At 60.2% G+C, this 21,832-nt stretch carries 22 protein-coding genes and 1 tRNA gene; 17 read left to right on the forward strand and 6 right to left on the reverse strand.

What is annotated here, in order from left to right; translation table 11 throughout:
• The first annotated feature begins 219 nt into the window (after positions 1 to 219).
• Positions 220 to 1,017, forward strand: a complete 798-nt coding sequence (locus EQV97_RS23295) for an acyl-CoA thioesterase domain-containing protein (protein WP_225569132.1) — start codon at positions 220 to 222, stop codon at positions 1,015 to 1,017.
• On the opposite strand, the gene EQV97_RS23300 is transcribed toward EQV97_RS23295, so the two are convergent.
• Positions 1,018 to 1,383: an Mpo1-like protein gene (locus tag EQV97_RS23300; protein ID WP_045058960.1), complete on the reverse strand. Its 366-nt coding sequence runs from the start codon at positions 1,381 to 1,383 to the stop codon at positions 1,018 to 1,020.
• Between the two features lie 132 nt (positions 1,384 to 1,515).
• The gene (locus tag EQV97_RS23305) at positions 1,516 to 2,997 is read right to left on the reverse strand and encodes a methyl-accepting chemotaxis protein (RefSeq protein WP_122838056.1); all 1,482 of its coding nucleotides are present in this window, start codon (positions 2,995 to 2,997) and stop codon (positions 1,516 to 1,518) included.
• 175 nt (positions 2,998 to 3,172) lie between these two features.
• On the opposite strand from EQV97_RS23305, the gene EQV97_RS23310 reads away from it, so the two are divergent.
• The 8 genes from EQV97_RS23310 (at position 3,173) to EQV97_RS23345 (ending at position 9,761) form a co-directional block, all read left to right on the forward strand.
• Positions 3,173 to 3,703 carry a hypothetical protein gene (locus EQV97_RS23310; RefSeq protein WP_122838057.1) on the forward strand — a complete coding sequence of 177 codons (531 nt, stop codon included), beginning with the start codon at positions 3,173 to 3,175 and terminating at the stop codon, positions 3,701 to 3,703.
• Between the two features lie 70 nt (positions 3,704 to 3,773).
• Positions 3,774 to 3,965, forward strand: coding sequence for a PLDc N-terminal domain-containing protein (locus tag EQV97_RS23315; RefSeq protein ID WP_028622263.1), 192 nt, complete (start codon positions 3,774 to 3,776; stop codon positions 3,963 to 3,965).
• A 260-nt stretch (positions 3,966 to 4,225) separates the two neighbouring features.
• Positions 4,226 to 5,101: a polyamine aminopropyltransferase gene (gene speE / locus EQV97_RS23320; protein WP_122838058.1), complete on the forward strand. Its 876-nt coding sequence runs from the start codon at positions 4,226 to 4,228 to the stop codon at positions 5,099 to 5,101.
• 217 nt (positions 5,102 to 5,318) lie between these two features.
• Entirely contained in the window at positions 5,319 to 5,552 is a 234-nt protein-coding gene (locus EQV97_RS23325) for a hypothetical protein (protein ID WP_045058993.1), read from the forward strand.
• Positions 5,553 to 5,766: 214 nt separating this feature from the next.
• Complete coding sequence (locus EQV97_RS23330; protein WP_045058964.1) at positions 5,767 to 6,108, forward strand: ribonuclease E inhibitor RraB; 342 nt, start codon at positions 5,767 to 5,769, stop codon at positions 6,106 to 6,108.
• A gap of 474 nt (positions 6,109 to 6,582) precedes the next feature.
• Positions 6,583 to 7,992 carry a circularly permuted type 2 ATP-grasp protein gene (locus tag EQV97_RS23335; protein ID WP_122838059.1) on the forward strand — a complete coding sequence of 470 codons (1,410 nt, stop codon included), beginning with the start codon at positions 6,583 to 6,585 and terminating at the stop codon, positions 7,990 to 7,992.
• 12 nt (positions 7,993 to 8,004) lie between these two features.
• Positions 8,005 to 8,955 carry an alpha-E domain-containing protein gene (locus EQV97_RS23340; RefSeq protein WP_240890141.1) on the forward strand — a complete coding sequence of 317 codons (951 nt, stop codon included), beginning with the start codon at positions 8,005 to 8,007 and terminating at the stop codon, positions 8,953 to 8,955.
• The gene (locus EQV97_RS23345; RefSeq protein WP_045058967.1) at positions 8,952 to 9,761 is read left to right on the forward strand and encodes a transglutaminase family protein; all 810 of its coding nucleotides are present in this window, start codon (positions 8,952 to 8,954) and stop codon (positions 9,759 to 9,761) included. Before EQV97_RS23340 ends, EQV97_RS23345 begins: the two co-directional genes overlap by 4 nt.
• A gap of 44 nt (positions 9,762 to 9,805) precedes the next feature.
• Here EQV97_RS23345 and EQV97_RS23350 read toward each other — a convergent pair whose 3' ends face one another.
• On the reverse strand, positions 9,806 to 10,627 hold the full coding sequence (locus EQV97_RS23350; protein ID WP_240890209.1) for a cytochrome c: 822 nt from the start codon (positions 10,625 to 10,627) through the stop codon (positions 9,806 to 9,808).
• A gap of 576 nt (positions 10,628 to 11,203) precedes the next feature.
• On the opposite strand from EQV97_RS23350, the gene EQV97_RS23355 reads away from it, so the two are divergent.
• From EQV97_RS23355 to EQV97_RS23365, 3 genes are all read left to right on the forward strand, one after another.
• Positions 11,204 to 12,409 (forward strand): acetyl-CoA C-acetyltransferase, encoded by a 1,206-nt coding sequence (locus EQV97_RS23355; RefSeq protein ID WP_122838061.1) that lies wholly within the window; start codon positions 11,204 to 11,206, stop codon positions 12,407 to 12,409.
• A 24-nt stretch (positions 12,410 to 12,433) separates the two neighbouring features.
• Complete coding sequence (locus EQV97_RS23360; RefSeq protein WP_240890142.1) at positions 12,434 to 14,578, forward strand: 3-hydroxyacyl-CoA dehydrogenase NAD-binding domain-containing protein; 2,145 nt, start codon at positions 12,434 to 12,436, stop codon at positions 14,576 to 14,578.
• 93 nt (positions 14,579 to 14,671) lie between these two features.
• On the forward strand, positions 14,672 to 15,400 hold the full coding sequence (locus EQV97_RS23365; protein ID WP_240890143.1) for an amidotransferase: 729 nt from the start codon (positions 14,672 to 14,674) through the stop codon (positions 15,398 to 15,400).
• Positions 15,401 to 15,458: 58 nt separating this feature from the next.
• Here the strand turns inward: EQV97_RS23365 and EQV97_RS23370 are convergent, their stop codons facing one another.
• From EQV97_RS23370 to EQV97_RS23380, 3 genes are all read right to left on the reverse strand, one after another.
• The gene (locus EQV97_RS23370; protein WP_240890144.1) at positions 15,459 to 16,433 is read right to left on the reverse strand and encodes a magnesium and cobalt transport protein CorA; all 975 of its coding nucleotides are present in this window, start codon (positions 16,431 to 16,433) and stop codon (positions 15,459 to 15,461) included.
• Between the two features lie 125 nt (positions 16,434 to 16,558).
• The gene (locus tag EQV97_RS23375; RefSeq protein ID WP_122838065.1) at positions 16,559 to 17,281 is read right to left on the reverse strand and encodes a 1-acylglycerol-3-phosphate O-acyltransferase; all 723 of its coding nucleotides are present in this window, start codon (positions 17,279 to 17,281) and stop codon (positions 16,559 to 16,561) included.
• A 341-nt stretch (positions 17,282 to 17,622) separates the two neighbouring features.
• Positions 17,623 to 18,312 (reverse strand): crotonase/enoyl-CoA hydratase family protein, encoded by a 690-nt coding sequence (locus EQV97_RS23380; protein WP_240890145.1) that lies wholly within the window; start codon positions 18,310 to 18,312, stop codon positions 17,623 to 17,625.
• 308 nt (positions 18,313 to 18,620) lie between these two features.
• Here EQV97_RS23380 and EQV97_RS23385 point away from each other — a divergent pair.
• From EQV97_RS23385 to EQV97_RS23405, 5 genes are all read left to right on the forward strand, one after another.
• Positions 18,621 to 18,710, forward strand: a tRNA-Ser gene (locus EQV97_RS23385).
• 185 nt (positions 18,711 to 18,895) lie between these two features.
• Entirely contained in the window at positions 18,896 to 20,227 is a 1,332-nt protein-coding gene (locus EQV97_RS23390) for a serine hydrolase (protein ID WP_240890146.1), read from the forward strand.
• Positions 20,228 to 20,370: 143 nt separating this feature from the next.
• The gene (locus tag EQV97_RS23395) at positions 20,371 to 20,559 is read left to right on the forward strand and encodes a hypothetical protein (RefSeq protein ID WP_201147202.1); all 189 of its coding nucleotides are present in this window, start codon (positions 20,371 to 20,373) and stop codon (positions 20,557 to 20,559) included.
• Positions 20,560 to 20,870: 311 nt separating this feature from the next.
• Positions 20,871 to 21,242: a hypothetical protein gene (locus EQV97_RS23400; RefSeq protein WP_045058977.1), complete on the forward strand. Its 372-nt coding sequence runs from the start codon at positions 20,871 to 20,873 to the stop codon at positions 21,240 to 21,242.
• A 112-nt stretch (positions 21,243 to 21,354) separates the two neighbouring features.
• Complete coding sequence (locus EQV97_RS23405) at positions 21,355 to 21,825, forward strand: glycine zipper domain-containing protein (protein ID WP_045058978.1); 471 nt, start codon at positions 21,355 to 21,357, stop codon at positions 21,823 to 21,825.
• The last annotated feature ends 7 nt before the right edge of the window (positions 21,826 to 21,832 follow it).

Genomic DNA, 21,832 nt, shown 5'->3' on the forward strand with positions numbered 1-21,832 from the left:
GCTGCCGCAGGCTGCGATCTTTTGACGTTGATCTTTGACGTTGATCTTTGGCGTCATCGCTGTCGCCCAAGATCAGATGATCGCAGCCTGCGGGCGGCAGCTCCTGCGGGATATGCGTGCGTCTCGGCCTATCTGTCGGTGGATTTGTCCGGAATAAGCCCTGTATCGCCTCCCGCGTCTGGTTAACATCCCTGCATCCCCATCTGCTCCGAGGTTTTCATGCGCTTCTCCGATCTGCTTGACGCTGTTCGCAGCCAACCGCTGGAACTGAGTATTCCAGCCGAATGGGCCCAGGGCCGGGCCAGTTTTGGTGGTCTGGTGGCCGCTTTGCAGTACGAAGCGATGCGTGCCCAGGTGCCGGCAGATCGTCCCGTACGCTCGCTGGCGATCACCTTTGTCGGGCCGGTCGAGCCGGATGTACCGGTCAGTTTCGAAGTGGATGTGCTGCGTGAAGGTAAAGCCGTCAGCCAGGTGTTGGGCCGGGCGATGCAAAAAGGCCAGGTGGTGACCCTGGTGCAAGGCAGCTTCGGCGGATCGCGTCCGTCGGAGGTGGCGGTGAGCGCACAACCGGCGCCGGAAATGAAACATTGGGAAGAATGCCAGGAATTGCCCTATATCAAGGGCATCACGCCGGAATTCATGCGCCACCTGGCCATGCGCTGGAGCGTCGGCGGGCTGCCGTTCACCGGCAATACTTCGCGTCAAATGGGGGGATGGGTGCGCTTGCGCGGGGACGTCAAGGAAGAGCCGGTCACCGAGTCGCACATCCTGGCGCTGGTCGATGCCTGGCCTCCTGCCTTGTTGCCGCATCTGAAGAAACCGGCCATGGGCAGCACGCTGACCTGGACCATCGAATTTGTTCAGCCGCTGCTGGAGGTGAGCACGCTGGACTGGTGCAAATACCTGGTTGAAATCGAATACGCGGCGGATGGCTACGGGCATGCGGCTGCCAAGCTGTGGAGCCACGACGGTCAATTGATCGCCATGAGCCGCCAGACCGTGGCCATTTTCGCCTGATCAATGCCGGCGGTGGCGCTCACGCCAGGCGCGCCACCAACCGCCGCTGAGCAGGAACCGCGGAAAGGTCACGAACTGCTCGACCAGCAGGCGCGACACGGCGTCCTTGCGACCGCTGAAGGGTTCGGATGCCTGTTTTTCCAGGGTATGCCCATGGCGCTGCAAGCCCAGGGCGGCGAGCAGCCCGACGATGCCGATGGCAAAGTTGACGAAGCTCAAGCCGAACACACCCGTCACGATCAGCAGGAACGCCAGGATAAACAGCGGTACCGCAAGCAAGTGCAACACCAGATTGGTCGGGTGCTGATGATTGTTGGGGTACTCCCGCCATTGCCAGGCGGGAAGGTTGGGATGACGCTTGCCCATGATGCTGATCCTCGATCCGTGTTGAACACATGATTGAAGAATAGGCCTGGGACAGCGCAGCGGCGAATGGAGGTTGGCTATCGGGGTGATAGCGCAAGGTTCAAGATGTGTATTGATCAGGACGTTGGGCACTCAGAGTTTCAACTGCCCAATCGCCTTGCTCAATTCCCCCGCCAACGCCGCCAGTTCATTACTGGTCAGCGCCGAACTCACCGTTTGCTGCACCGTGTTCTCGGTCACATCGCGAATGCTCACCACCGCCCGGTTCATCTCTTCGGCTACCTGGCTCTGCTGCTCGGCGGCCACGGCAATCTGCGTGTTGCTTTCGCGCATCTGTGCCACCGCACTGGTGATCTGCGCCAGCGCCGCGCCCGCTTCCTGCGCCTGCTGTACGCAGTCGTCGGCCTTGAACGAACTTTCCTGCATGAAATCCACCGCATCGCGGGTGCCCGCCTGCAGGGCCGAAACCATACGGGTGATCTCGTCGGTGGAGGCCTGGACGCGCTTGGCCAGGTTGCGCACCTCATCGGCGACGACCGCGAAACCCCGGCCCATCTCTCCGGCCCGGGCCGCTTCGATGGCCGCGTTCAGCGCCAGCAGGTTAGTCTGCTCGGCGATGCTGTGAATCACCCCGACCACGCTGTTGATTTTCTGGCTGTCTTCGGCCAGGCGCTGGATCATCTGGGCCGTTTGCTGCACACCGGACGATAGCCCGGCAATCGACAACTGCACGCGGCTGACCACTGCCTGACCGCTGCCCGCCAGGGTGTCGGCGGTTTGCGACAGGTCGCGGGTGGCGCCGGCGTGCTGGGCGATGTGATAAACCGTCGCGGTCATCTGGTTGATCGCCGTGGCGGCCTGGTCGGTTTCGCTTTGCTGGCCAAGCATGCCGTGGCGCACTTCGTCCATGCTCGAAGCCAGCCGCGCCGCACCGTCATCCAGCTGCCGCGCAGTGCTGGCCACGGTATTCACCACGCGTTGATAACCGGCCTGCATCGCGTTAAACGCATTGGCCATTTGCCCGACCTCGTCGGTGCAGGCCAGGGGCACGCGGGCCGACAGGTCGCCGGTTTTTTCCACGTGCAGCATCACGTCTTTCAACGTGTTGAGCTGGCTGAGCAGGAAGCGGATCAACAATTGCGATGCGCCGAGCATGGCCAACATCAAGATAAACACCGCCACCGCGTAGTGGGCGAAGCGCTCGCCGAACACCTGGGTCAGGCTCGGGCCATGGGCGATGATCGCGATTTGCTGGCCATCCTGGCGACTGAAGACTTCAGCGCCCATCAACGGATTATCGCCAAACAGCGGCAGGGAATTGACCTCGACCCAGCCACGGGCGCCGGTCAGCGCCGGCACGGGTTGTCCGTCAATGATCGGCGCTGGCCCGTTGGAGAAGGCCAGCACGTTGTCGGCCTGGGGCAGCGGTTGCCCGTCCGGCCAGGCTTTCAGGAGGCGCGCCTGGGCCTGCGCCGATGCCTGGGCAGCGTGACCGCGTGCCTGCTGTTCGAGTTGCACGGCGTACAGCACCAGCAACAAGGTCGTGACGAAGGCGACGGCGTTGACCGCCCAGAATTTGTATTTCAACGAGATGTTGCTAAGCCAGGCACCCATGGAGGTCTTCTCTGATAGCGGAAACAATTATGGCAAGGTGCCATTATTGTGCCGGGATCGGGCGGAAGGGTCTTGATGTGGATCAAGGTTCCCGGTCAGGCTGGACACAGCCATTGCCTGCGTAATGCGCTATCCTGCGCGCCTTAAAATTTCCCTCGCTACAGGATCGCGTCCCATGAAAGCTGCACTCGTCGAACTCATCAGCAAAATCAGCTCCGGGTGCATGAGCGCTGACGAAATCCTCAAGGTGGCGGACGAAGCGGCCCAGGCCTACGCCGACCCGCAGGCGTTCCTGACGGCGAATCCGGACATCAACTACGACGACACTTTCCCGATCCCGCTGGGGGAATGGGTGGTGGTCGGCAGCCTGCCGGAAACCGTGCTGTTCCAGGCCGATACCTACATGGACCTGTTCGCCCTGATCGTCGCCTCGTTCGGGCCGGGCGTGGACTTCAACATCAAGCCCAAACAACTGGCCAAGACCGAAGCCTTGACGGCGCTCAATCGCATCCAGGTGCAGATGGGCAGCATGAACAAGGAAAACGGCGGCTACACGCTGATGAACTTCAGCCAGTTGCTCGATGATGAATTGCAGGTGGTGCTGGTGTACGGCGACGACGTGCCGCGGGTACTGGAATTGTGCGCCGAGGTCGGCATCGCCGCCGCTCCATCCCTGGAAGCCCTGAAAGTCGCCATCCACGTTTAATACAATAAAACGGAACCCTGGCATTGGCCGGCTATCCTAAGAGGGCAAACCACTCTTAGGGAGCGTCACCATGGGTTCCACGTTCAACGGCCTGATTGGCCTGATTATTCTTGCCCTGGACATCTGGGCCATCATCAACGTGCTGAAAAGTGGCGCATCCACCGGCATGAAGATCGTCTGGGTGCTGCTGATCCTGCTGTTGCCGGTCCTGGGCCTGATCATCTGGGCCATCGCCGGTCCGCGGGGCAATGTGCGGATCTGACACCTTTTTCAGCAAAGCACCCATCCTGTGGGAGCAGGCTTGCCGGCGATTGGATCAACGCGGTGTGTTTGACAGACCGCACCGTCTGCATCGCAGGCAAGCCAGCTCCCACATGGAATCAAACTTGCCCTGCAACTGAGGTTCGACCTGTCATCTTCCGCGTCGTAGAATGCGCGCCTTTCCCGGGCAATCGAGCAAATCGATTGGCCATCATGGGCGGGTAACCGTCCGTTGCCACCGCATTCATCGGAGCACTTCCCATGAGCACCACCCCAACCAGCGAATACCTGGAAACCCTCTACGAAGGCTACGGCCAGCGTTTTCGCATGGAAAAACTGCTGCACGAAGTGCGCACCGAACACCAGCACCTGGTGATTTTCGAAAACCCGCGCATGGGCCGGGTCATGGCGCTGGACGGCGTGATCCAGACCACCGAAGCCGACGAATTCATCTACCACGAAATGCTCACCCACGTGCCGATCCTGGCGCACGGGACCGCCAAGCGCGTGCTGATCATCGGCGGCGGTGACGGCGGCATGCTGCGTGAAGTGGCCAAGCACCGTGGCGTTGAGCACATCACCATGGTCGAGATCGACGGTACGGTGGTGGATATGTGCAAGGAATTCCTGCCGAACCACTCCAAAGGCGCGTTCGACGATCCACGCCTGAACCTGGTGATCGATGACGGTATGCGTTTCGTCGCGACCACCACCGAAAAGTTCGACGTGATCATCTCTGACTCCACCGACCCGATCGGCCCGGGCGAAGTGCTGTTCTCGGAAAACTTCTACCAGGCTTGCCGTCGCTGCCTGAACGAAGGCGGCATCCTGGTGACGCAGAACGGCACACCGTTCATGCAGATCGAAGAAGTCAAAACCACTGCCGGACGCCTGCGCAGCCTGTTCCCGGACTGGCATTTCTACCAGGCAGCCGTACCGACCTACATCGGCGGCTCGATGACCTTTGCCTGGGGCGCGACCGACACCCGCTATCGCAAACTGTCCCGTGAAACCTTGCAGCAGCGCTTTGCCGGCAGCGGCATCATCACCCGCTACTACAACCCGGAAATCCACATCGGCGCATTCGCATTGCCGCAGTACGTACTGCAGGCCATCAACAAGCCAAGCAACGACTGAAGCCACACGCATTGACTGTAGGAGCGAGCTCGCTCGCGATGGACGTCAACGATGACGCGGGTTGCCAGATTAAACGTGGCGCCTTCAAAGCCATCGCAAGCAAGCTCGCTCCTACAGTTTTTTGTGTCAACCGGTGAATAATCCGCGGGAACGATCACCCCGTGCAAAAGTCCAGATAGATGTAAGCCCACTTGCGGGTTTTATCGAGGAGGCACTGATGCAAAAGTGGAAAATCACTTTCGTGGATGATCACGGTGAAACAGTCGACGAAATCTTCGAGTGCGAGGAGTGCCCGGACAACGAGCACGCCGCCAAACTCATCAAGGCTCGTCTGCTTCCTGTCGCTGCGGAACTGGATCTGAATGATCTGGAAGGGCGTACCGCCGACGCGAGCGTCAAAAGTCTTAAATCCCAGAACAGCATACAAATCCTCGGCATCACTCCCGTCTGATACAACTCCTGTCACATTTAAACCAGGCCTTGGCAGCTGCTCGGTCAAAGGGCTACTCTGCAGAAGAGATCAGCGATTGGATCGCTAAGGTCTGGTCTTGTCAGCTACATGCTTGATTCCCATCGGTGACCTGGTTACCGGCTCGTCCTCACTATTCGGCTGGGGGCGTCGGGGAGCACGGAAAGTCTATCCATCGGATTGAGGAGGACGTTTCATGAGCACAGCCTATCAAGAAGACATCAGCAGCAGCGTGTTGCGCCGCATGAAAGAAGGCGGTTTCGATTTTTCAAAATTTCATCCCATCGAGTTCTACGCGATTTTTCCCGACGAGGAGCGGGCCCGCAGGGCAGCAGGTCATTACCGTGGTGAGTCCTTGAACGCGCAGATCAGTGTGCGCGACGACGGCGCATGGGCGCTGGAACTGAGCAAGGTCATGTACGCCACCTACGATGACATCGGCGATTTCGAACAGGGATTCGAGGCAGTGGTAGAGCCTCTGGGCGGCATCATCGAAGGATGGGGTGTGAAGCAGGAGGTACGAGGGCGACTCGCATAACATTATGAACAGCAACAACACCCAGCAACGGCTGACCTTCGGGTTGGCCGTTTTTCGTTCAAAAGCATGATCAAAAGATCGTCCAATCGCGGCCCGAACTTCGGCACCTCCCCTATTGGAATGCGCCCTCCGTAGGAGCCGCCGAAGGCTGCGATCTTTTGATACTGCTTTTGATTCAAAAAGGCAAAAAAAAACCGCCCAAAACAGGCGGCCAAAAGGGAAGTTCGATGAGCTTTTCAGCGAATAAGCCAATTATCCCTATCGCCAGGCGGGCATTGAAATCAACTCTGACTATGCTGGTGATAGCGACAGCATTGCTTCGCAATGGAGCGGGGGCGATCAGGTTGGGGCATTTGCCGCACGCAATTGGTGCGGTGTTTTCACGGCTTTTATCCAACTGATTGATATAAAAGCGTTTATGCCGATGGCACGGGCCTTGCGATGGCTAGATGTCCGGGTGACAAGGAGTACGGCATGATCCGCACCTATTTTGATGAGATGTACGATGCCGGCGGCCAGGTCCGCCCGCATTACCGGGAATTTGCCCGTTGGCTGGCCGAGACGCCTGAAGAGTTGCTGGCCCAACGGCGCCGCGAGGCCGATCTGCTGTTTCATCGAGCCGGTATTACGTTCACGCTTTACGGCGACGAGCAGGGCACAGAGCGCCTGATTCCGTTCGACACCATCCCGCGCAGCATTCCGGCGAGCGAGTGGCGGGTAGTCGAACGCGGTTGTATCCAGCGGGTCAAGGCGTTGAACATGTTTCTCGCCGACCTCTACCACGAGCAGCGCATCATCAAGGCCGGGATCATTCCGGCGGAGCAGGTGCTGGCCAACGAGCAGTACCAGTTGGCGATGCAAGGGCTCGACCTGCACCGGGATATCTACTCACACATCTCCGGTGTCGATCTGGTGCGCGACGGTGACGGCACCTACTACGTGCTCGAAGACAACCTGCGTACGCCCAGCGGCGTCAGCTACATGCTCGAAGACCGCAAGATGATGATGCGCCTGTTCCCCGAATTGTTTTCGGCCCAGCGCATCGCCCCCATCGACCACTACCCGAACCTGTTGCTCGACACCCTGAAAAGCTCCAGTCCCATCGACAACCCCAGCGTGGTGGTGCTGACCCCGGGCCGCTTCAACAGCGCGTTCTTTGAACATGCGTTCCTGGCGCGGGAGATGGGCGTTGAACTGGTCGAGGGCGCGGACCTGTTCGTGCGTGACGACAAGGTCTTCATGCGCACGACTGACGGGCCGAAGGCGGTCGATGTGATCTATCGCCGACTCGACGACGCATTCCTCGATCCGCTGGCGTTCAATCCGGACTCCATGCTCGGCGTGCCAGGGCTGCTGTCGTCCTACCGTTCGGGCAACGTGGTACTGGCGAATGCCATCGGCACCGGGGTGGCGGATGACAAATCGGTGTATCCGTTTGTCACCGACATGATCCGCTTTTACCTGGATGAAGAACCGATCCTGAAGAACGTTCCGACCTTCCAGTGTCGTAATCCTTCTGAACTTTCCCACGTGCTGGCCAATCTTCCAGACTTGGTGGTCAAGGAAACCCAGGGTTCGGGGGGCTATGGAATGCTGGTCGGGCCGGCCGCGACGGCGGCGGAAATCGAGTTATTCCGCGCGCGCATCAAGGCCAAGCCGCATGCCTATATCGCGCAGCCGACCCTGTCGCTGTCGACCTGTCCGACCTTCGTCGAAAACGGCATTGCGCCACGGCATATCGACCTGCGTCCGTTTGTATTGTCCGGCCGTGAAACCCGGGTGGTGCCCGGTGGCCTGACCCGTGTTGCGCTGCGCGAAGGCTCCCTGGTGGTGAATTCCTCCCAGGGCGGTGGAACCAAGGACACCTGGGTAGTCGAGGATTGAAGGAAACTTGCCATGTTAAGTAGAACTGCCTCGGATCTGTATTGGATGTCGCGTTACCTGGAGCGGGCGGAAAACCTCGCACGGATGCTCGACATCAGTTATTCGCTGTCGCTGATGCCACAGGATGGCCGCGGCGACGGCTTGCACGAACTGGCCATGCCGCTGCTGATCACCGGCACCCTGGAGGATTATCTTGAGCGCCACGGCGAACTGCACGCCGAGCGACTGCTGCACTTCTTCGCCCTGGATGCGGCCAATCCGGCCAGTATCTACAGTTGTCTCGGTTCTGCACGGGCCAGTGCCCATGCCGTGCGTGGGCGGATTACCGCCGACATGTGGGAAAACATCAATGCCACCTGGCTGGAAATCCGCGGTATCGCCGACCAGGGCTTGAGCCGCTATGGCATGAGCCGCTTCTGCGAATGGATCAAGGAACGTTCCCACCTGTTTCGCGGCGCGTCCTACGGCACCATCATGCGCAACGATGCGTTTCGTTTCATTCGCCTGGGCACTTTCATCGAGCGCGCCGACAACACCCTGCGCCTGCTCGATGCGCGCTACGAAATGGCCGGTGACCAGGCGGAAGCGGTCAGCGACGGCACCGCACATGCCTATTACCAGTGGAGTGCGCTGTTGCGCGCGCTGTCTTCATTCGAGGCCTACACCGAGATTTACCGCGACGCGCCCGGCGCCCGCCATGTTGCCGAATTGCTGCTGTTGCGCGCCGACGTACCGCGCTCACTGCGCGCCTGTACCGAAGAAATCGACCAGATTCTCGCCCAGCTTCCAGGCGCCAACGGCCGACCGGCCCAACGCCTGGCCGCAGAAATGGACGCGCGCCTGCGCTACACCGGCATCAACGAAATTCTCGACGACGGCCTGCACGCCTGGCTGACCGAGTTCATCCCGCTGGTGCGTCAGCTGGGCAACGCCATTCACAGTTCCTACCTGGAGGCTGCATGAGACTTTCCATTAGCCACGAGACCACCTATCACTACGAAGATCAGGTGCGGGCGAGCATCCAGTACCTGCGACTGACACCCCACGACAGCGAGCGCCAGCATGTGCTCAGCTGGCAGCTCGACCTGCCGCGCCCGGTGCGCGCGCAGCTTGACCCGTTTGGCAATATCCTGCATGTGCTGACCATGGACGAACCGCACGAGGCCATCATCATCGGCGCCCGTGGCCAGGTCGACATCGACGAGCTGCGCGAAGCCGAGCATGAAAGCCAGTCGGCGCTGCCGTTCCTGCGGTTCACCCGCCTGACCGAACCGGATGAAGCCTTGCGCGCGTTCGCGGAGAAGCAATGCAAGAAGCGCCGCGATCGCACGGCGTTGATCGACCTGATGCATGGCCTGAACTCGCACATGACCTACACCCCGGGCTCGACCGAGGTCGACACCAGCGCGGCCCAGTCCTTCGCCGGGCGCTCCGGGGTTTGCCAGGACCACACCCACGCCTTCCTGGCCTGCGCCCGCAGCCTGGGGATTCCGGCGCGTTACGTATCGGGTTATTTGTACAGCGAGAACAGCGAGCATCTGGCCAGCCACGCCTGGGCCGAAGCCTGGCTGGATGACGCCTGGTACAGCTTTGACGTAACCAACGAACTGGCCCGCCCCGAGCGTCACCTGAAACTGGCCGTGGGCCTGGACTACCTGGACGCCTGCCCGGTACGCGGCATGCGCCGCGGTGGCGGCTGTGAACAGATGCACGCAAAGGTGTTCGTCTCGCCGACGCCATTGCCGGTGTTTTCGGTCCAGGAGCAGTAACCCGGAGACCGCATCGCGATCAGGTCAGCCCAGGTACTACAAAACTAGGGCTGAACCTTGCGCCCGGCCATATGCTTCAAATACCCCACCAGCCTCTCCAGATCCTGATCCGGAAGCACCTGCGCACTGAACCCGGGCATCTTCGCCTGCGGCCACTGCCGCAGGCTCTGCGGATCCCGAATGTAGCGCTTGAGGAAATCAGCGCCGAAGTATTCGGTGGGATTAAACGGAATGTTTAGATCCGGTCCGAACTGCGCATCCCCTGCGCCGTTCAACCGATGGCACGCCAGGCAATTCTTCTGGAACAGCGCAAATCCCAGGTTCACCGGATCGTCGGCCTTCAACGCCGGGTCCGGCAGCAGGGCAGGGAAGCGCTGGGCCACCGGCGCCAGTTGCCGGATGCTCGCGACTTCGAATGGCCATTGCTCCGGGCTGATGTTGCCTGCCTGGGGATCGGTCCAGACCAGATAAAACGGCCCCGCGCTGTGCTTGCCCGCAGACAGGGCGGGCCATGGCCGGGCCGGATCCTCGATCGCCAGCCAGGCTCTGGCGCCCTGGGCATTGAGCAGGGGCGCGGCTGAGAGCTCTGCGGCAAATCCGTCCAGCGCCACTGCCTGCAGATGGTCTTCTGGCTTGATCCCGGTCAGCAACGCAGCGATGGGCACGGCACGGTAGGTCATCTCGCGCTTGTAAGACACATCGTTGCTGATGGTGATGGTCTGCACCTGCGGATGCTTGAGCAGCTCGGCGGTTTGCCAGGTGCGCGAATTCTCGCCCAGCTGCAGATCCAGCTGTGCGGCAGAAAGGGGCGTGCCGAATAGCAAGGCCCCGAGCAGAATGAGCGTTTTCAAATGATCGCCGTCCATGTCGTGGAGAGTGCCGTAAAGGTTGGCACACCCACGCTGGCCCGGGTAGCGGGCAGTCACATTTCTACGGCGGCGATAACAAAAGGCGCTTAAATCAGCCGATGACCTTGGTCAGGTTCGGCAAAATCAACAACAGCGTGGTGGCGAAAAGAATGAGCCCGGCTTGACGTACTTTCGATTGTTTGAACATGGCTTGACCGCCTTTATTGTTATTTCCTGATGCCTGCCTGCATATCTCCATGACGGCAGCGCGTTGCACTTCCTGTCCGACGAGCGCCTCGGCAAAACCCGACGACAACTTCGTACATGATTACCTTAGGGCCCGCGTCACTCGTGGCTTAGATCCATTTCGTATGAATGGCTCTCAATTAGCTATCAAAATAGCATGAGGCCTATTGCCAGCTCCTTTGCCGCCCTTTTGCTAGACCTCTCGCCGACCTGAAACGGTTAATCCCGTAGCACGCTACCGTTCGTCTGAGCGTGTGCGTCAATGGTGCTGAGCGTTGTGGTCATTGAATCTGAGGGCGCAGGGCATAAGGTGAAGCTTCTATAAAAGAACAAGAAATCGAGGACGTCATGACCCAAGCTTTGATTTTCGACGCGTTACGCACGCCCCGGGGCAAAGGCAAGGCCGATGGCGCCTTGCACAGCGTCAAACCGATTAACCTGGTTGCTGGCCTGATGACCGCGCTGCAGCGGCGCATGTCCCTGGACACCAGCCAGGTCGACGACGTGGTGCTGGGGTGCGTGACGCCCATCGGTGATCAAGGCTGCGACATCGCCAAGACGGCGGCGCTGGTGGCGGACTGGGATATCAGCGTGGCGGGTGTGCAGATCAACCGGTTTTGCGCCTCGGGGCTCGAGGCGGTGAATCTTGGGGCGATGAAAGTGCGTTCCGGTTTTGAAGACCTGGTGGTGGTCGGCGGCGTCGAATCCATGTCCCGGGTGCCCATGGGCAGCGACGGCGGGGCGTGGGCCCTGGACCCGCAAACCAACCTGCATACCCATTTTACCCCGCAAGGTGTGGGCGCCGATCTGATTGCCACACTGGAAGGCTTCAGCCGTGAACAGGTCGACGCCTACGCGCTGCACTCCCAGCAAAAGGCAGCGCGGGCTCGGGGCGATGGCTCGTTCAGCAAATCCCTGGTGCCGGTGCAGGATCAGAACGGCATCGTCCTGCTCGATCATGATGAATTCATTCGGGCCGACACGACTCTCGAAGGGTTGGGCAAGCTCAAGCCGAGCTTCGAAATGATCGGCCAGTTGGGCTTCGACGCCACTGCGCTGCGGGTCTACAGCCATGTGGAGCGCATCAACCACGTCCACACCCCCGGCAACAGCTCCGGCATCGTCGATGGTGCAGCGCTGATGCTGATTGGCTCAGAGGCCAAGGGCCGGGCGCTGGGCTTGCAACCCCGGGCGCGGATCGTTGCCGCGGCGGTGACCAGCACTGACCCGACCATCATGCTCACGGGGCCTGCCCCCGCCACGCGCAAGGCCCTGGCGAAGGCCGGGTTGCGGGTGGAAGACATCGATCTGTTCGAGGTCAACGAGGCCTTCGCCTCGGTGGTGCTGAAGTTCATCAAAGACATGGCCATCGACCCGGACAAGGTCAACGTCAACGGCGGCTCCATCGCCATGGGGCACCCATTGGGCGCCACCGGCTGCGCAATCCTTGGCACCTTGCTCGACGAACTGGAAGCCCGCCAGTTGCGCTACGGCCTCGCTACCCTGTGTGTCGGCGGCGGCATGGGCATCGCCACGATCATCGAACGCCTCTGAGCCCCGACTTCAAGGAACATTGTCATGACCGAAGCCATCCGTTACGAAAAGGGCCAGGACCAGATCGTCGTCCTGACCATTGATATGCCGGGCCAGAGCGCCAACACCATGAATGCTGTGTACCGCGACGCCATGGCGGACTGCGTGAAGCGCCTGGTCGAAGAGAAAGCGTCGATTGCCGGCGTGATCATCACCTCGGCGAAAAAGACTTTCTTTGCCGGCGGCGATCTCAATGAACTGATCAAGGTCGGCAAGCCCGAGGCCAAGGCCTTCTACGACATGGTATTGACCCTCAAGGCCCAGCTGCGCGCCCTGGAAACGCTCGGCAAGCCCGTGGTCGCCGCGATCAATGGCGCAGCGCTCGGCGGCGGCTGGGAAATCTGCCTGGCGTGCCATCACCGCGTGGCGCTGGATCATTCCTCGGTGCAGCTTGGCCTGCCGGAGGTCACCTTGGGCCTGCTGCCGGGCGGCGGCGGGGTCGTGCGCATGGTGCGCCTGCTCGGGATCGAGAAAGCCTTGCCGTATCTGCTGGAGGGCAAGAAGGTGCGGCCTCAACAGGCCTTGCAGGCCGGTTTGATCGACGAGCTGGCGCAGGATCCGCAAGAGTTGCTGGGCAAGGCCCGGGCCTGGATCCTGGCCAATCCGGCCGCGGTGCAGCCATGGGATGTGAAGGGCTACCAGATACCCGGCGGCACGCCATCGCACCCCAAAGTCGCGCAGATGCTGGCGATCGCGCCATCGATCCTGCGCAGCAAAACCCAGGGCTGCATGCCCGCACCGGAAAAAATCCTCTGTGCGGCGGTGGAAGGGGCCCAGGTTGATTTCGACACCGCGCACCTGATCGAGACCCGTTATTTTACCGAGTTGACCACCGGCCAGGTGTCGAAAAACCTGATCGGCACCTTCTGGTTTCAGCTCAATGAAATCAACGCCGGGGGCTCCAGGCCCCAGGGGCATGCCCCGTTCACCACGCACAAGGTCGGCGTGCTGGGTGCCGGGATGATGGGCGCGGGCATTGCCTTCGTCAGCGCCTCGGCGGGTATCGAGGTGGTGCTCAAGGACATCAACCTGGCCGCAGCAGAGAAGGGCAAGGCCCACTCGGCGACACTGCTGGATAAACAAGTCGCTCGCGGGCAGCTGTCATCCGAGCAGCGCGAAGCGATTCTGGCGCGGATTCAACCGAGCGAAAATGATGCTGACCTGGCCGGCTGCGACCTGATCATCGAAGCGGTGTACGAGGATCGGGAGCTCAAAGCCAAAGTGTCCTCGGCCGCGCAGAAAGTCGTCGGTGCCCAGGCGGTGATCGCCTCCAACACGTCCACTTTGCCGATCAGTGGCCTCGCGACCGCCGTCCCCGACCAGACCCGGTTCATCGGCCTGCATTTTTTCAGCCCGGTGGAAAAAATGCCCCTGGTGGAGATCATCAGGGGCACGCGCACCAGCGATGAAACCCTGGCCCGGGGTTTTGATTTCGTCCTGCAAATCAAGAAAACCCCGATCGTCGTCAACGACAGCCGTGGTTTCTTCACCTCGCGGGTGTTTGGCACCTTCACTAACGAAGGCATCGCCATGCTCGGCGAAGGGGTCAGCGCGGCGATGATCGAAACCGAGGCGCGCAAAGCGGGTATGCCGATTGGACCGCTGGCGATTTCCGATGAGGTTTCCCTGAGCCTCATGAGCCACATCCGCCAGCAAACCGCCAAGGACCTGCAGGCGGAGGGCAAACCGCTGATCGAGCATCCAGCCTTTGCGGTGATCGATCTGTTGCTCAACGAGTACAAGCGTCCTGGCAAGGCCGCAGGCGGCGGGTTTTATCAATACCCAAGTGGTGGCCAGAAGTACCTGTGGCCGGAACTGAAAACCCGCTTCGAAACGGCCGACGGGCAGATCTCGCCCAAGGACGTGCGCGACCGCCTGCTGTTCGTGCAGGCCATCGAAACCGTGCGGTGCCTGGAGGAGGGCGTGCTGACTTCGACGGCGGATGCCAACATCGGCTCGATTTTCGGCATCGGGTTTGCGGCCTGGACCGGCGGAGCGTTGCAGTTCGTCAACCAGTACGGCGTGCAAGACTTCGTCGCTCGCGCGCAATACCTGGCCGAGCAATATGGCGAGCGATTCACGCCGCCGGCACTGCTGCTGGAAAAAGCGGCCCGGGGGGAGACGTTTTAGGGGACCGATGATGCCTGTGGGGCTTGCCTTGTCACGGTGTTTCGAGGCAGGCTCTGGGTGTGCATTATTCCCATCACGTGTCAGGTATTTTTTATGTCGTTACGCATCTGCATTCTGGAAACCGACATCCTGCGTCCGGAACTGGTCGATCAATATCAGGGTTACGGGCAGATGTTCCAGCGTCTGTTCACGCAGCAGCCAATTGCCGCCGAGTTCACGGTGTACAACGTGATTCAGGGCGAGTATCCCGACGATGAGCAGGTGTTCGATGCTTATCTGGTCACCGGTAGCAAGGCCGATTCCTTTGGCACCGACCCGTGGATAGAAACCCTCCGGGCTTATCTGCTCAAGCGCTACGAGCGCGGCGACAAGTTGCTCGGCGTGTGTTTCGGTCATCAGTTGCTGGCACTGTTGCTGGGCGGCAAGAGCGAGCGCGCCACTCAAGGATGGGGTGTCGGCACCCACAACTACAAGCTGGCGGCCAAGGCGCCGTGGATGAGCCCGGTCGTGGAAGAGCTGACCTTGCTGATCAGCCACCAGGACCAGGTCACCGCGCTACCGGAAAATGCCACAGTCATCGCCTCCAGCGATTTCTGCCCGTTTGCCGCGTATCACATCAACGATCAGGTGCTGTGCTTCCAGGGGCATCCAGAGTTCATCCACGACTACTCGCGAGCCCTGCTGGACATCCGTCAGCAGGCCCTGGGCGAACAGATTTACCAGAAGGGCGTGGCCAGCCTCGACCAGCAGCACCACGGCGCTACCGTGGCCGAGTGGATGATGCGGTTCGTGGCGCACAAGCCAGAGCTCAAAGCGGTCTAGCCGAAAGCTGTGGGAGCAAGGCTCGCCCGCGATCGAGTGCGCAGCACTCGCCTTGCTCCTACAACCACCCTGATCTCTTGAAACTGGCCCACAAACTCACACAGCCCACCGCAATAAACCCCAGCACCGCGAAATACCCGTAGTGCCAGGTCAGCTCCGGCATGTTCTGGAAGTTCATCCCGTAGATCCCGGCCACCGCCGTCGGGAACGCCAGAATTGCCGCCCATGCGGCAAACTTGCGCTGCACCACGCTCTGGCGTGACGCCTCCAGCAACACCCCGACCTCGATCGTCTGGCTGGCAATGTCGGCCAGGGTCGTGAGGTCTTCCATCTGCCGGGTGACGTGGATCTGCACGTCGCGAAAGTACGGCCGCATGTTTTTGTCGATGAAAGGAAAACTGAGCCTCTGCAGCTCTTCGCCAATCTCCACCATGGGCGCTGCATAACGCCGCAGGCGCACGACATCGCGACGCAGGCCGTGGAGCTTCTGGATATCGCGTTCATTCAGCGCGCTGCACAACACATTGCGTTCCAGCGCATCGATCTCGGCATGGATCGCCTCGCCCACCGGCTGGTAGTTTTCGATCACGAAGTCGAGGAGGGCATAAAGGACAAAATCTTCCCCGTGCTCCAGCAGCAGCGGACGTGCCTCACAACGTTGTCGGACGTAGGCGTAGGACGCCGAATGCCCATTTCGCGCAGTGATGATGTAGCCGTTGCCGGCGAAGATGTGGGTTTCGATGAACTCGAGTTTTCCGTGTTCATCGCGAATGGGCGAATAGGTGACGATAAACAGCGCGTCGCCGAAGGTCTCGAGCTTGGGCCGGCTGTGTTTTTCCAGGGCGTCTTCAATAGCCAGTTCGTGCAGGTTGAACTGGCGTTGCAGATTGGCCAGTTCCTGGGCATCGGGCTCTTCCAGCCCGATCCAGACGAAGTGGTCGGGCTTGGCAGCCCAGGCAGCGCCCTCGTCGAGGGTGATGTTGGTCACTTTTTTCCCGGCGCTGTAAACCGCAGCCGCAACAACTCTACCCATGGTGTTGGTTCACTTCTGATTAGCAGGCAGTGTCCAGCTTAGCCCGTAGGCGCTGTCGAGTGAAACGAGGCTGCGATCTTCTTACCCTGTCGCGTGTACTCTCGGCCCTCCATGGCCACGATCGACTAGCCCGCCAGAATCTGCCGATCCATCGAAGCAATGCACTCACGCATCTGCTCGCGGCATTGCTCGATCAATGCCGGCATATCATCCAGGCTCAACCCGGCCGTAGGAATTGCCGGCAATGAGCGGATCAGAATCTTCCCGCTGTCCCAGCGATTCAGGCGCATGTGCTTCACATAAGTGCTGACGCACACCGGCACAATCGGCACCCCGGCAGCGATCGCCATCTGGAACGCGCCTTTCTTGAACGGCAACAAATCTTCACCCAGGTTACGCGTGCCTTCCGGAAACACCCAGATCGAAGTGTTTTCATTCTGCAGCGTATGAGTCGTCGTCAACATCGACTTGCGCGCCTTCTGCGCATTGCCCCGGTCGATCAGCACGTTACCGGCCAACCAGAACAATTGCCCGAACAGCGGTACCCACTTCAGGCTCTTCTTGCCGATGCACACGGTGCGGTACGGAACCACGTTGCCGAACACGAAAAGATCATAGTTGGACTGATGGTTGGCGATGATCACGCAGCTCGCAGGCTTGTCCATCAACGGGCCAACGTCGGCTTTTACCCGCAGGCGCAGGATACACATTGCAGGCCAGGCGTAGAGGCGGGCGCACAGGCGACTGTTGTCCGGGTTGAAAGGTCGGCACAGGCCGAGAATCACGCCCAGCACACCGGCGAGAATAAAGTGCAGGCCCATCAATAACATACGAAACGCGAACAGCATTTAGAGGCCCCACCGGGACAAAAGGTGGCGCAGTGTACGGATGTGCACTGTTTTCGGCAATTGTCGCTATAGAGTTCGGAGATAGGCGATGTTTAAGCACATGTTTCCGACTTGTGTGTCAGACGCGTCCTAGAGCTGTCGTAGGATTTTTAACTGATGGGTAAGCAAAGCCCGACACGAGGGTCGCAAAGCTTTGTAGGAGCGAGCTTGCTCGCGAAGAACTCGTGGACACCGCGTTTTCCCAGGCTTCACGCGTGATCGTTGACGTTTTTCGCGAGCAAGCTCGCTCCTGCAATGGGCCGCATGGCCGGGCGGGCTTTTTCAGGGGCGCAAGTCCGGGCTTAGCCCATATGTTGCTGATCCAGGACGATGGCGTTGTCCAGCGTCTCCAGCAGCGCCTTGCGCACCTTCAACTTGGTGTTCTTGTGCGCGGTCATATTGATCTTCTTCAACTGCCGGGCAGCAGCCAGCGCAGCCCCTTGCAGTTCATCGGCAGACACCACGACGTCAAGGAAGCCTGCATCGACGGCGCTCTGCGGATTAAACATCTCGCCATTGATCACGGAGCGGTGGAACGCCGACTTGCGCAGGCGATCGCGCGCCAGCTCGATGCCGGCATGGTGCATGGTCATGCCGATCTGCACTTCGTTAAGGCCGATGCTGAAAGCCCCCTCGACACCAATGCGGTAGTCCACCGACAACAGCAGGAACGCGCCCTTGGCCACAGCATGTCCGGGGCATGCGACGATCACCGGGAACGGGTGCGCCAGCAGACGACGAGCCAGCGTCGAGCCAGCCGTGACCAGGGCTACGGCTTCCTTGGGACCGGACGTCATGACCTTCAGGTCATAACCCCCCGACAAAATCCCGGGCGTGCCGGTGATGATCACCACCGCGCGATCAGTCACCGCCTGATCCAGCGCAGCGTTGAACGCGGCAATGACGTCCGGCGAGATCGCATTGACCTTGCCGTTGCTCAAGGTCAGTGTCGCGATACCGTCTTCGAGGTGGTAGGAGATCAACTCACTCATGACGCTATTCCTTGTATGAAAGATGAGGCAGACGTTACCCACCACCGTAGGCCAGGTAAAGCGCCGTGACTGACTCGCCGGTCACCCCGCGTCGCCACTCAGCGCGTGGCCAGCCACCGCCGCTGTGCCTTTGCCTCTATATAGAAGGGGCGGCCACGCCGGAGATTGGCAGGTTTGCCATGGCCAGCGGGTAGCCCGAACAACTAAATCGCTAACCGCATGAAAATTCTGAAAAAAATATTTGCCATCGGAAAAGCTTTCGACTACATTAGCGCGCCTCGACAGACAGAACATGTTTGAAGAGATACGGTGAAGTGTCCGAGTGGCTTAAGGAGCACGCCTGGAAAGTGTGTATACAAGAAATTGTATCGAGAGTTCGAATCTCTCCTTCACCGCCACATTAAGTAAACACAAACCCCTGATTTTCGTAGAGAAAGTCGGGGGTTTGTGGTTTCTGGCGTCTGAAAAAAAGTGCTTGGCTGGGAGCTTGAGTGCTTCAAGGGAAGTTCCGGGATCTCAATTCGTGAAGTGTGCTGTTAACATCCAGCCCTGGCCACTCACCTCTCGAATGGAATCGATCCTCATGTCACTGCCTGACACCACCTACCCGAAAATCGCCAAGTCGGCCGCCGCGCTGCTGATGTCGATCCTGCCATCCCTGGCTTTCGCGGTAACGCCAGCAACCTTCCCGGACGCTGCAGCCAGCGACCCCGCCAAACTTGGCTGGATGGTCGGCTCGCCGCCGCCCCCAGAGCGCACCGTGCGGTTTGCCGATGGCAGTTATTTCCAGTTTCCGGCGATGCGCTGGAGCGTTTCCAACTTCCGGCAGCTGATGCCCACCGTCAACGTGTCCCGTGGGCTGGGTGCGCCTGTTGCGCTGGAGTCAGCCTTGCGCCGGGACATCGATGCACTGAGTTTTACCCCGCTGGGTGCGCAGCAGTCGATGACCTGGGAGCAGTCGCTGGCGGCTACTTATACCGACGGGATTGTGGTGCTGCACCGCGGCAAGCTGGTCTATGAGCGTTATTTCGGGGTACTGAGCCCGCAAGGTCAGCACGCGGCGATGTCAGTGACCAAGTCAGTGGTGGGCACACTCGGTGCCACGTTGGTGGCTGAAGGGCAGATTGACGATAACAAGCGAGTGGTCGACTACGTGCCTGAACTGGCGGGGTCGGCGTTCGGCAATGCAACGGTGCGCCAGGTGCTGGATATGACCACCGGCCTGAAATTCAGCGAAGACTACGCGGACCCGAAGGCTGATGTCTGGGCCCATGGCCGGGCGGGGAGTCCGTTGCCTTTCGCCAAGGACTATACCGGGCCGCGCAGTTACTTCGAGTATCTGCAGACAGTGCAGCCCCAGGGTGAGCACGGTGCCGCGTTTGCCTACAAGACAGTGAACACCGATGTCCTGGGTTGGATTATCGCGCGTGCGACCGGTCGTAACGTGGCGCAGTTGCTGTCGGAGCGTATCTGGAGCCGCCTGGGAGCGGAGCAGGATGGGTATTTTACCGTTGATTCCATCGGCACGCCGTTTGCCGGTGGTGGGCTGAATACCGGGCTGCGTGATCTGGCACGCTTCGGTGAAATGTTACGTAATGACGGCCGCTTTAATGGCCAGCAGATTGTGCCCAAGGCGGTGATCGACGACATCCGTCGCGGTGGCGATAAACAGGCGTTTGCCAAGGCCGGTTATGACTTGCTCAAGGGCTGGAGCTATCGCTCGATGTGGTGGGTGACGGACAAGGAGGGCGGGGCTTTCATGGCGCGCGGGGTGTATGGCCAGCGGATTTACGTCGACCCCAAAGCCGAGCTGGTGATCGTGCGGTATGCATCGCACCCGGTCGCAGCCAATGCCGCCAATGATCCGGTGACGCTGCCGGCCTTCGAGGCGCTGGCTCGGCATCTGTCCCGCTAGAACCAGAGTCCATTCGTCGGGCGCGCTGTGATCTGAATGACAAGTCCAGTCGTGACCGACTAGTCTCAAAACCCTTGGTGATCGATATGGTTCGGGCAAATAGGGCTTGCCGGTGTCGATCCCGCTTTTGAAGGGGCGAAGTGATGACTGAACCGTATATCGAAGACGACGGGTCCGAGTTTCCGATCAACAATTGCGTCCAGTGTGGCCAGACCGAATACGTGGCCAGCTTTGGGGAGGACAAGCACCAGGTTGGCAAGATCAAATCGATGGTGAGCCAAGGCCCCAAGGCGAAGTTCCTGCCCAGGGTTGCGGCCGCTTCCAGAAAGTAAGCAGCCATCTGACAACCCCGCTGAACAGCGGGGTTTTTTATGGGCGCCGAAAAAAGTTTAACCAGGCGTGTTGATCTCAAATTCTTTCACAACTTTTTCACAAGGGTTTGCGTAGTCTCAGCTCATCCGTTAGAAAGCAAGTCCTGGCCCGTTTCCCCAGCGGGCTTTTTTTTGCCTGCCATAAAACCTTTTCCCATATCGCTGTCCAACCGTCGCTGCTTCCAGCAACGGAGGATATGTGTGGACGTTTCCTCCGCTTGGGCATTCAATGCCCGGGTTTCGGTTTCTCCCTATTTTTTGAGGTTTTTGTCATGCGTTTAACACTGCCTGCTCTGGTTCTGGGACTTTTCGTTGCACAAGGCGCGATGGCCGCTGGCGATGGCACGGCCGCGATCGGCGGCGGCCTGGGCGGCGCCTTGGGTAACGTGGTTGGCCAAAGCATGGGCGGCAGCACGGGCGCAGCAGTCGGCGCAGGCGTCGCGGGCGCGGCCGGCAGCGCTGTTGCGGCACGTAAAGGCAGCCGCACCAAGGCTGCGATCGGCGGTGGTGTTGGCGCTGCAGGTGGCTCGGTAATTGGTAACAGCCTGGGCGGCAAGACCGGTTCCACCATCGGCGCAGGCCTGGGCGGTGCATTGGGCGGTGGCGTCGGCAGCAACCTCGGCAAGGGTCACAAGCGTCACTGATCCTGTTGATCCAAAAGCAAAGCCCGGCTAATTGCCGGGCTTTTGCGTTTATGAACGTTTCCCCCCACAGAGGCTCAAAGCCATTACATCCCCAACGCATGCGAGGTGCACCATGACATCTAAATCCGAAAGCAAACCAGGCGACTGTCGTCGTCAAGGCTTGACGCTGTCTGCATTGGTATTGGGACTGATGGTCAGCCACGGCGCCGTGGCCGCTGGCGACGGCACCGCAGCAGTCGGCGGTGGCCTCGGTGGGGCACTTGGGAATGTCGTGGGTCAGCAAATGGGCGGCAGCACTGGCGCGGCCATCGGCGCAGGCGTCGGTGGGGCCGCGGGGAGTGCGGTAGGGGCGCCCAAGGGCAGCCGCACGGCCGCTGCGGTGGGGGGTGGTTTGGGTTCTGCGGGTGGTTCGGTGATTGGCAACAGCCTGGGCGGTTCGACCGGTTCGACCATTGGCGCAGGCCTCGGTGGTGCAGCCGGTGGCGCTGTCGGCAACAACCTGGGTACCGATGACGGTGGTTCGCATTCCAAGGGCAATCACAAGCACAAGAATAAAAACAAGTATAAGAATAAGCATCGTTGATCCATCC

Origin of the sequence: Pseudomonas sp. TMW22090 (genome assembly GCF_022496665.1) — a bacterium.
In the GTDB taxonomy this organism is placed as follows: domain Bacteria; phylum Pseudomonadota; class Gammaproteobacteria; order Pseudomonadales; family Pseudomonadaceae; genus Aquipseudomonas; species Aquipseudomonas gregormendelii.

Coding starts and splice junctions, on each gene's coding strand:
- EQV97_RS23295 (WP_225569132.1), top strand. CDS start 220: ATGCGCTTCTCCGATCTGCTTGACGCTGTTCGCAGCCAACCGCTGGAA.
- EQV97_RS23300 (WP_045058960.1), bottom strand. CDS start 1,383: ATGGGCAAGCGTCATCCCAACCTTCCCGCCTGGCAATGGCGGGAGTAC.
- EQV97_RS23305 (WP_122838056.1), bottom strand. CDS start 2,997: ATGGGTGCCTGGCTTAGCAACATCTCGTTGAAATACAAATTCTGGGCG.
- EQV97_RS23310 (WP_122838057.1), top strand. CDS start 3,173: ATGAAAGCTGCACTCGTCGAACTCATCAGCAAAATCAGCTCCGGGTGC.
- EQV97_RS23315 (WP_028622263.1), top strand. CDS start 3,774: ATGGGTTCCACGTTCAACGGCCTGATTGGCCTGATTATTCTTGCCCTG.
- speE (WP_122838058.1), top strand. CDS start 4,226: ATGAGCACCACCCCAACCAGCGAATACCTGGAAACCCTCTACGAAGGC.
- EQV97_RS23325 (WP_045058993.1), top strand. CDS start 5,319: ATGCAAAAGTGGAAAATCACTTTCGTGGATGATCACGGTGAAACAGTC.
- EQV97_RS23330 (WP_045058964.1), top strand. CDS start 5,767: ATGAGCACAGCCTATCAAGAAGACATCAGCAGCAGCGTGTTGCGCCGC.
- EQV97_RS23335 (WP_122838059.1), top strand. CDS start 6,583: ATGATCCGCACCTATTTTGATGAGATGTACGATGCCGGCGGCCAGGTC.
- EQV97_RS23340 (WP_240890141.1), top strand. CDS start 8,005: ATGTTAAGTAGAACTGCCTCGGATCTGTATTGGATGTCGCGTTACCTG.
- EQV97_RS23345 (WP_045058967.1), top strand. CDS start 8,952: ATGAGACTTTCCATTAGCCACGAGACCACCTATCACTACGAAGATCAG.
- EQV97_RS23350 (WP_240890209.1), bottom strand. CDS start 10,627: ATGGACGGCGATCATTTGAAAACGCTCATTCTGCTCGGGGCCTTGCTA.
- EQV97_RS23355 (WP_122838061.1), top strand. CDS start 11,204: ATGACCCAAGCTTTGATTTTCGACGCGTTACGCACGCCCCGGGGCAAA.
- EQV97_RS23360 (WP_240890142.1), top strand. CDS start 12,434: ATGACCGAAGCCATCCGTTACGAAAAGGGCCAGGACCAGATCGTCGTC.
- EQV97_RS23365 (WP_240890143.1), top strand. CDS start 14,672: ATGTCGTTACGCATCTGCATTCTGGAAACCGACATCCTGCGTCCGGAA.
- EQV97_RS23370 (WP_240890144.1), bottom strand. CDS start 16,433: ATGGGTAGAGTTGTTGCGGCTGCGGTTTACAGCGCCGGGAAAAAAGTG.
- EQV97_RS23375 (WP_122838065.1), bottom strand. CDS start 17,281: ATGCTGTTCGCGTTTCGTATGTTATTGATGGGCCTGCACTTTATTCTC.
- EQV97_RS23380 (WP_240890145.1), bottom strand. CDS start 18,312: ATGAGTGAGTTGATCTCCTACCACCTCGAAGACGGTATCGCGACACTG.
- EQV97_RS23390 (WP_240890146.1), top strand. CDS start 18,896: ATGTCACTGCCTGACACCACCTACCCGAAAATCGCCAAGTCGGCCGCC.
- EQV97_RS23395 (WP_201147202.1), top strand. CDS start 20,371: ATGACTGAACCGTATATCGAAGACGACGGGTCCGAGTTTCCGATCAAC.
- EQV97_RS23400 (WP_045058977.1), top strand. CDS start 20,871: ATGCGTTTAACACTGCCTGCTCTGGTTCTGGGACTTTTCGTTGCACAA.
- EQV97_RS23405 (WP_045058978.1), top strand. CDS start 21,355: ATGACATCTAAATCCGAAAGCAAACCAGGCGACTGTCGTCGTCAAGGC.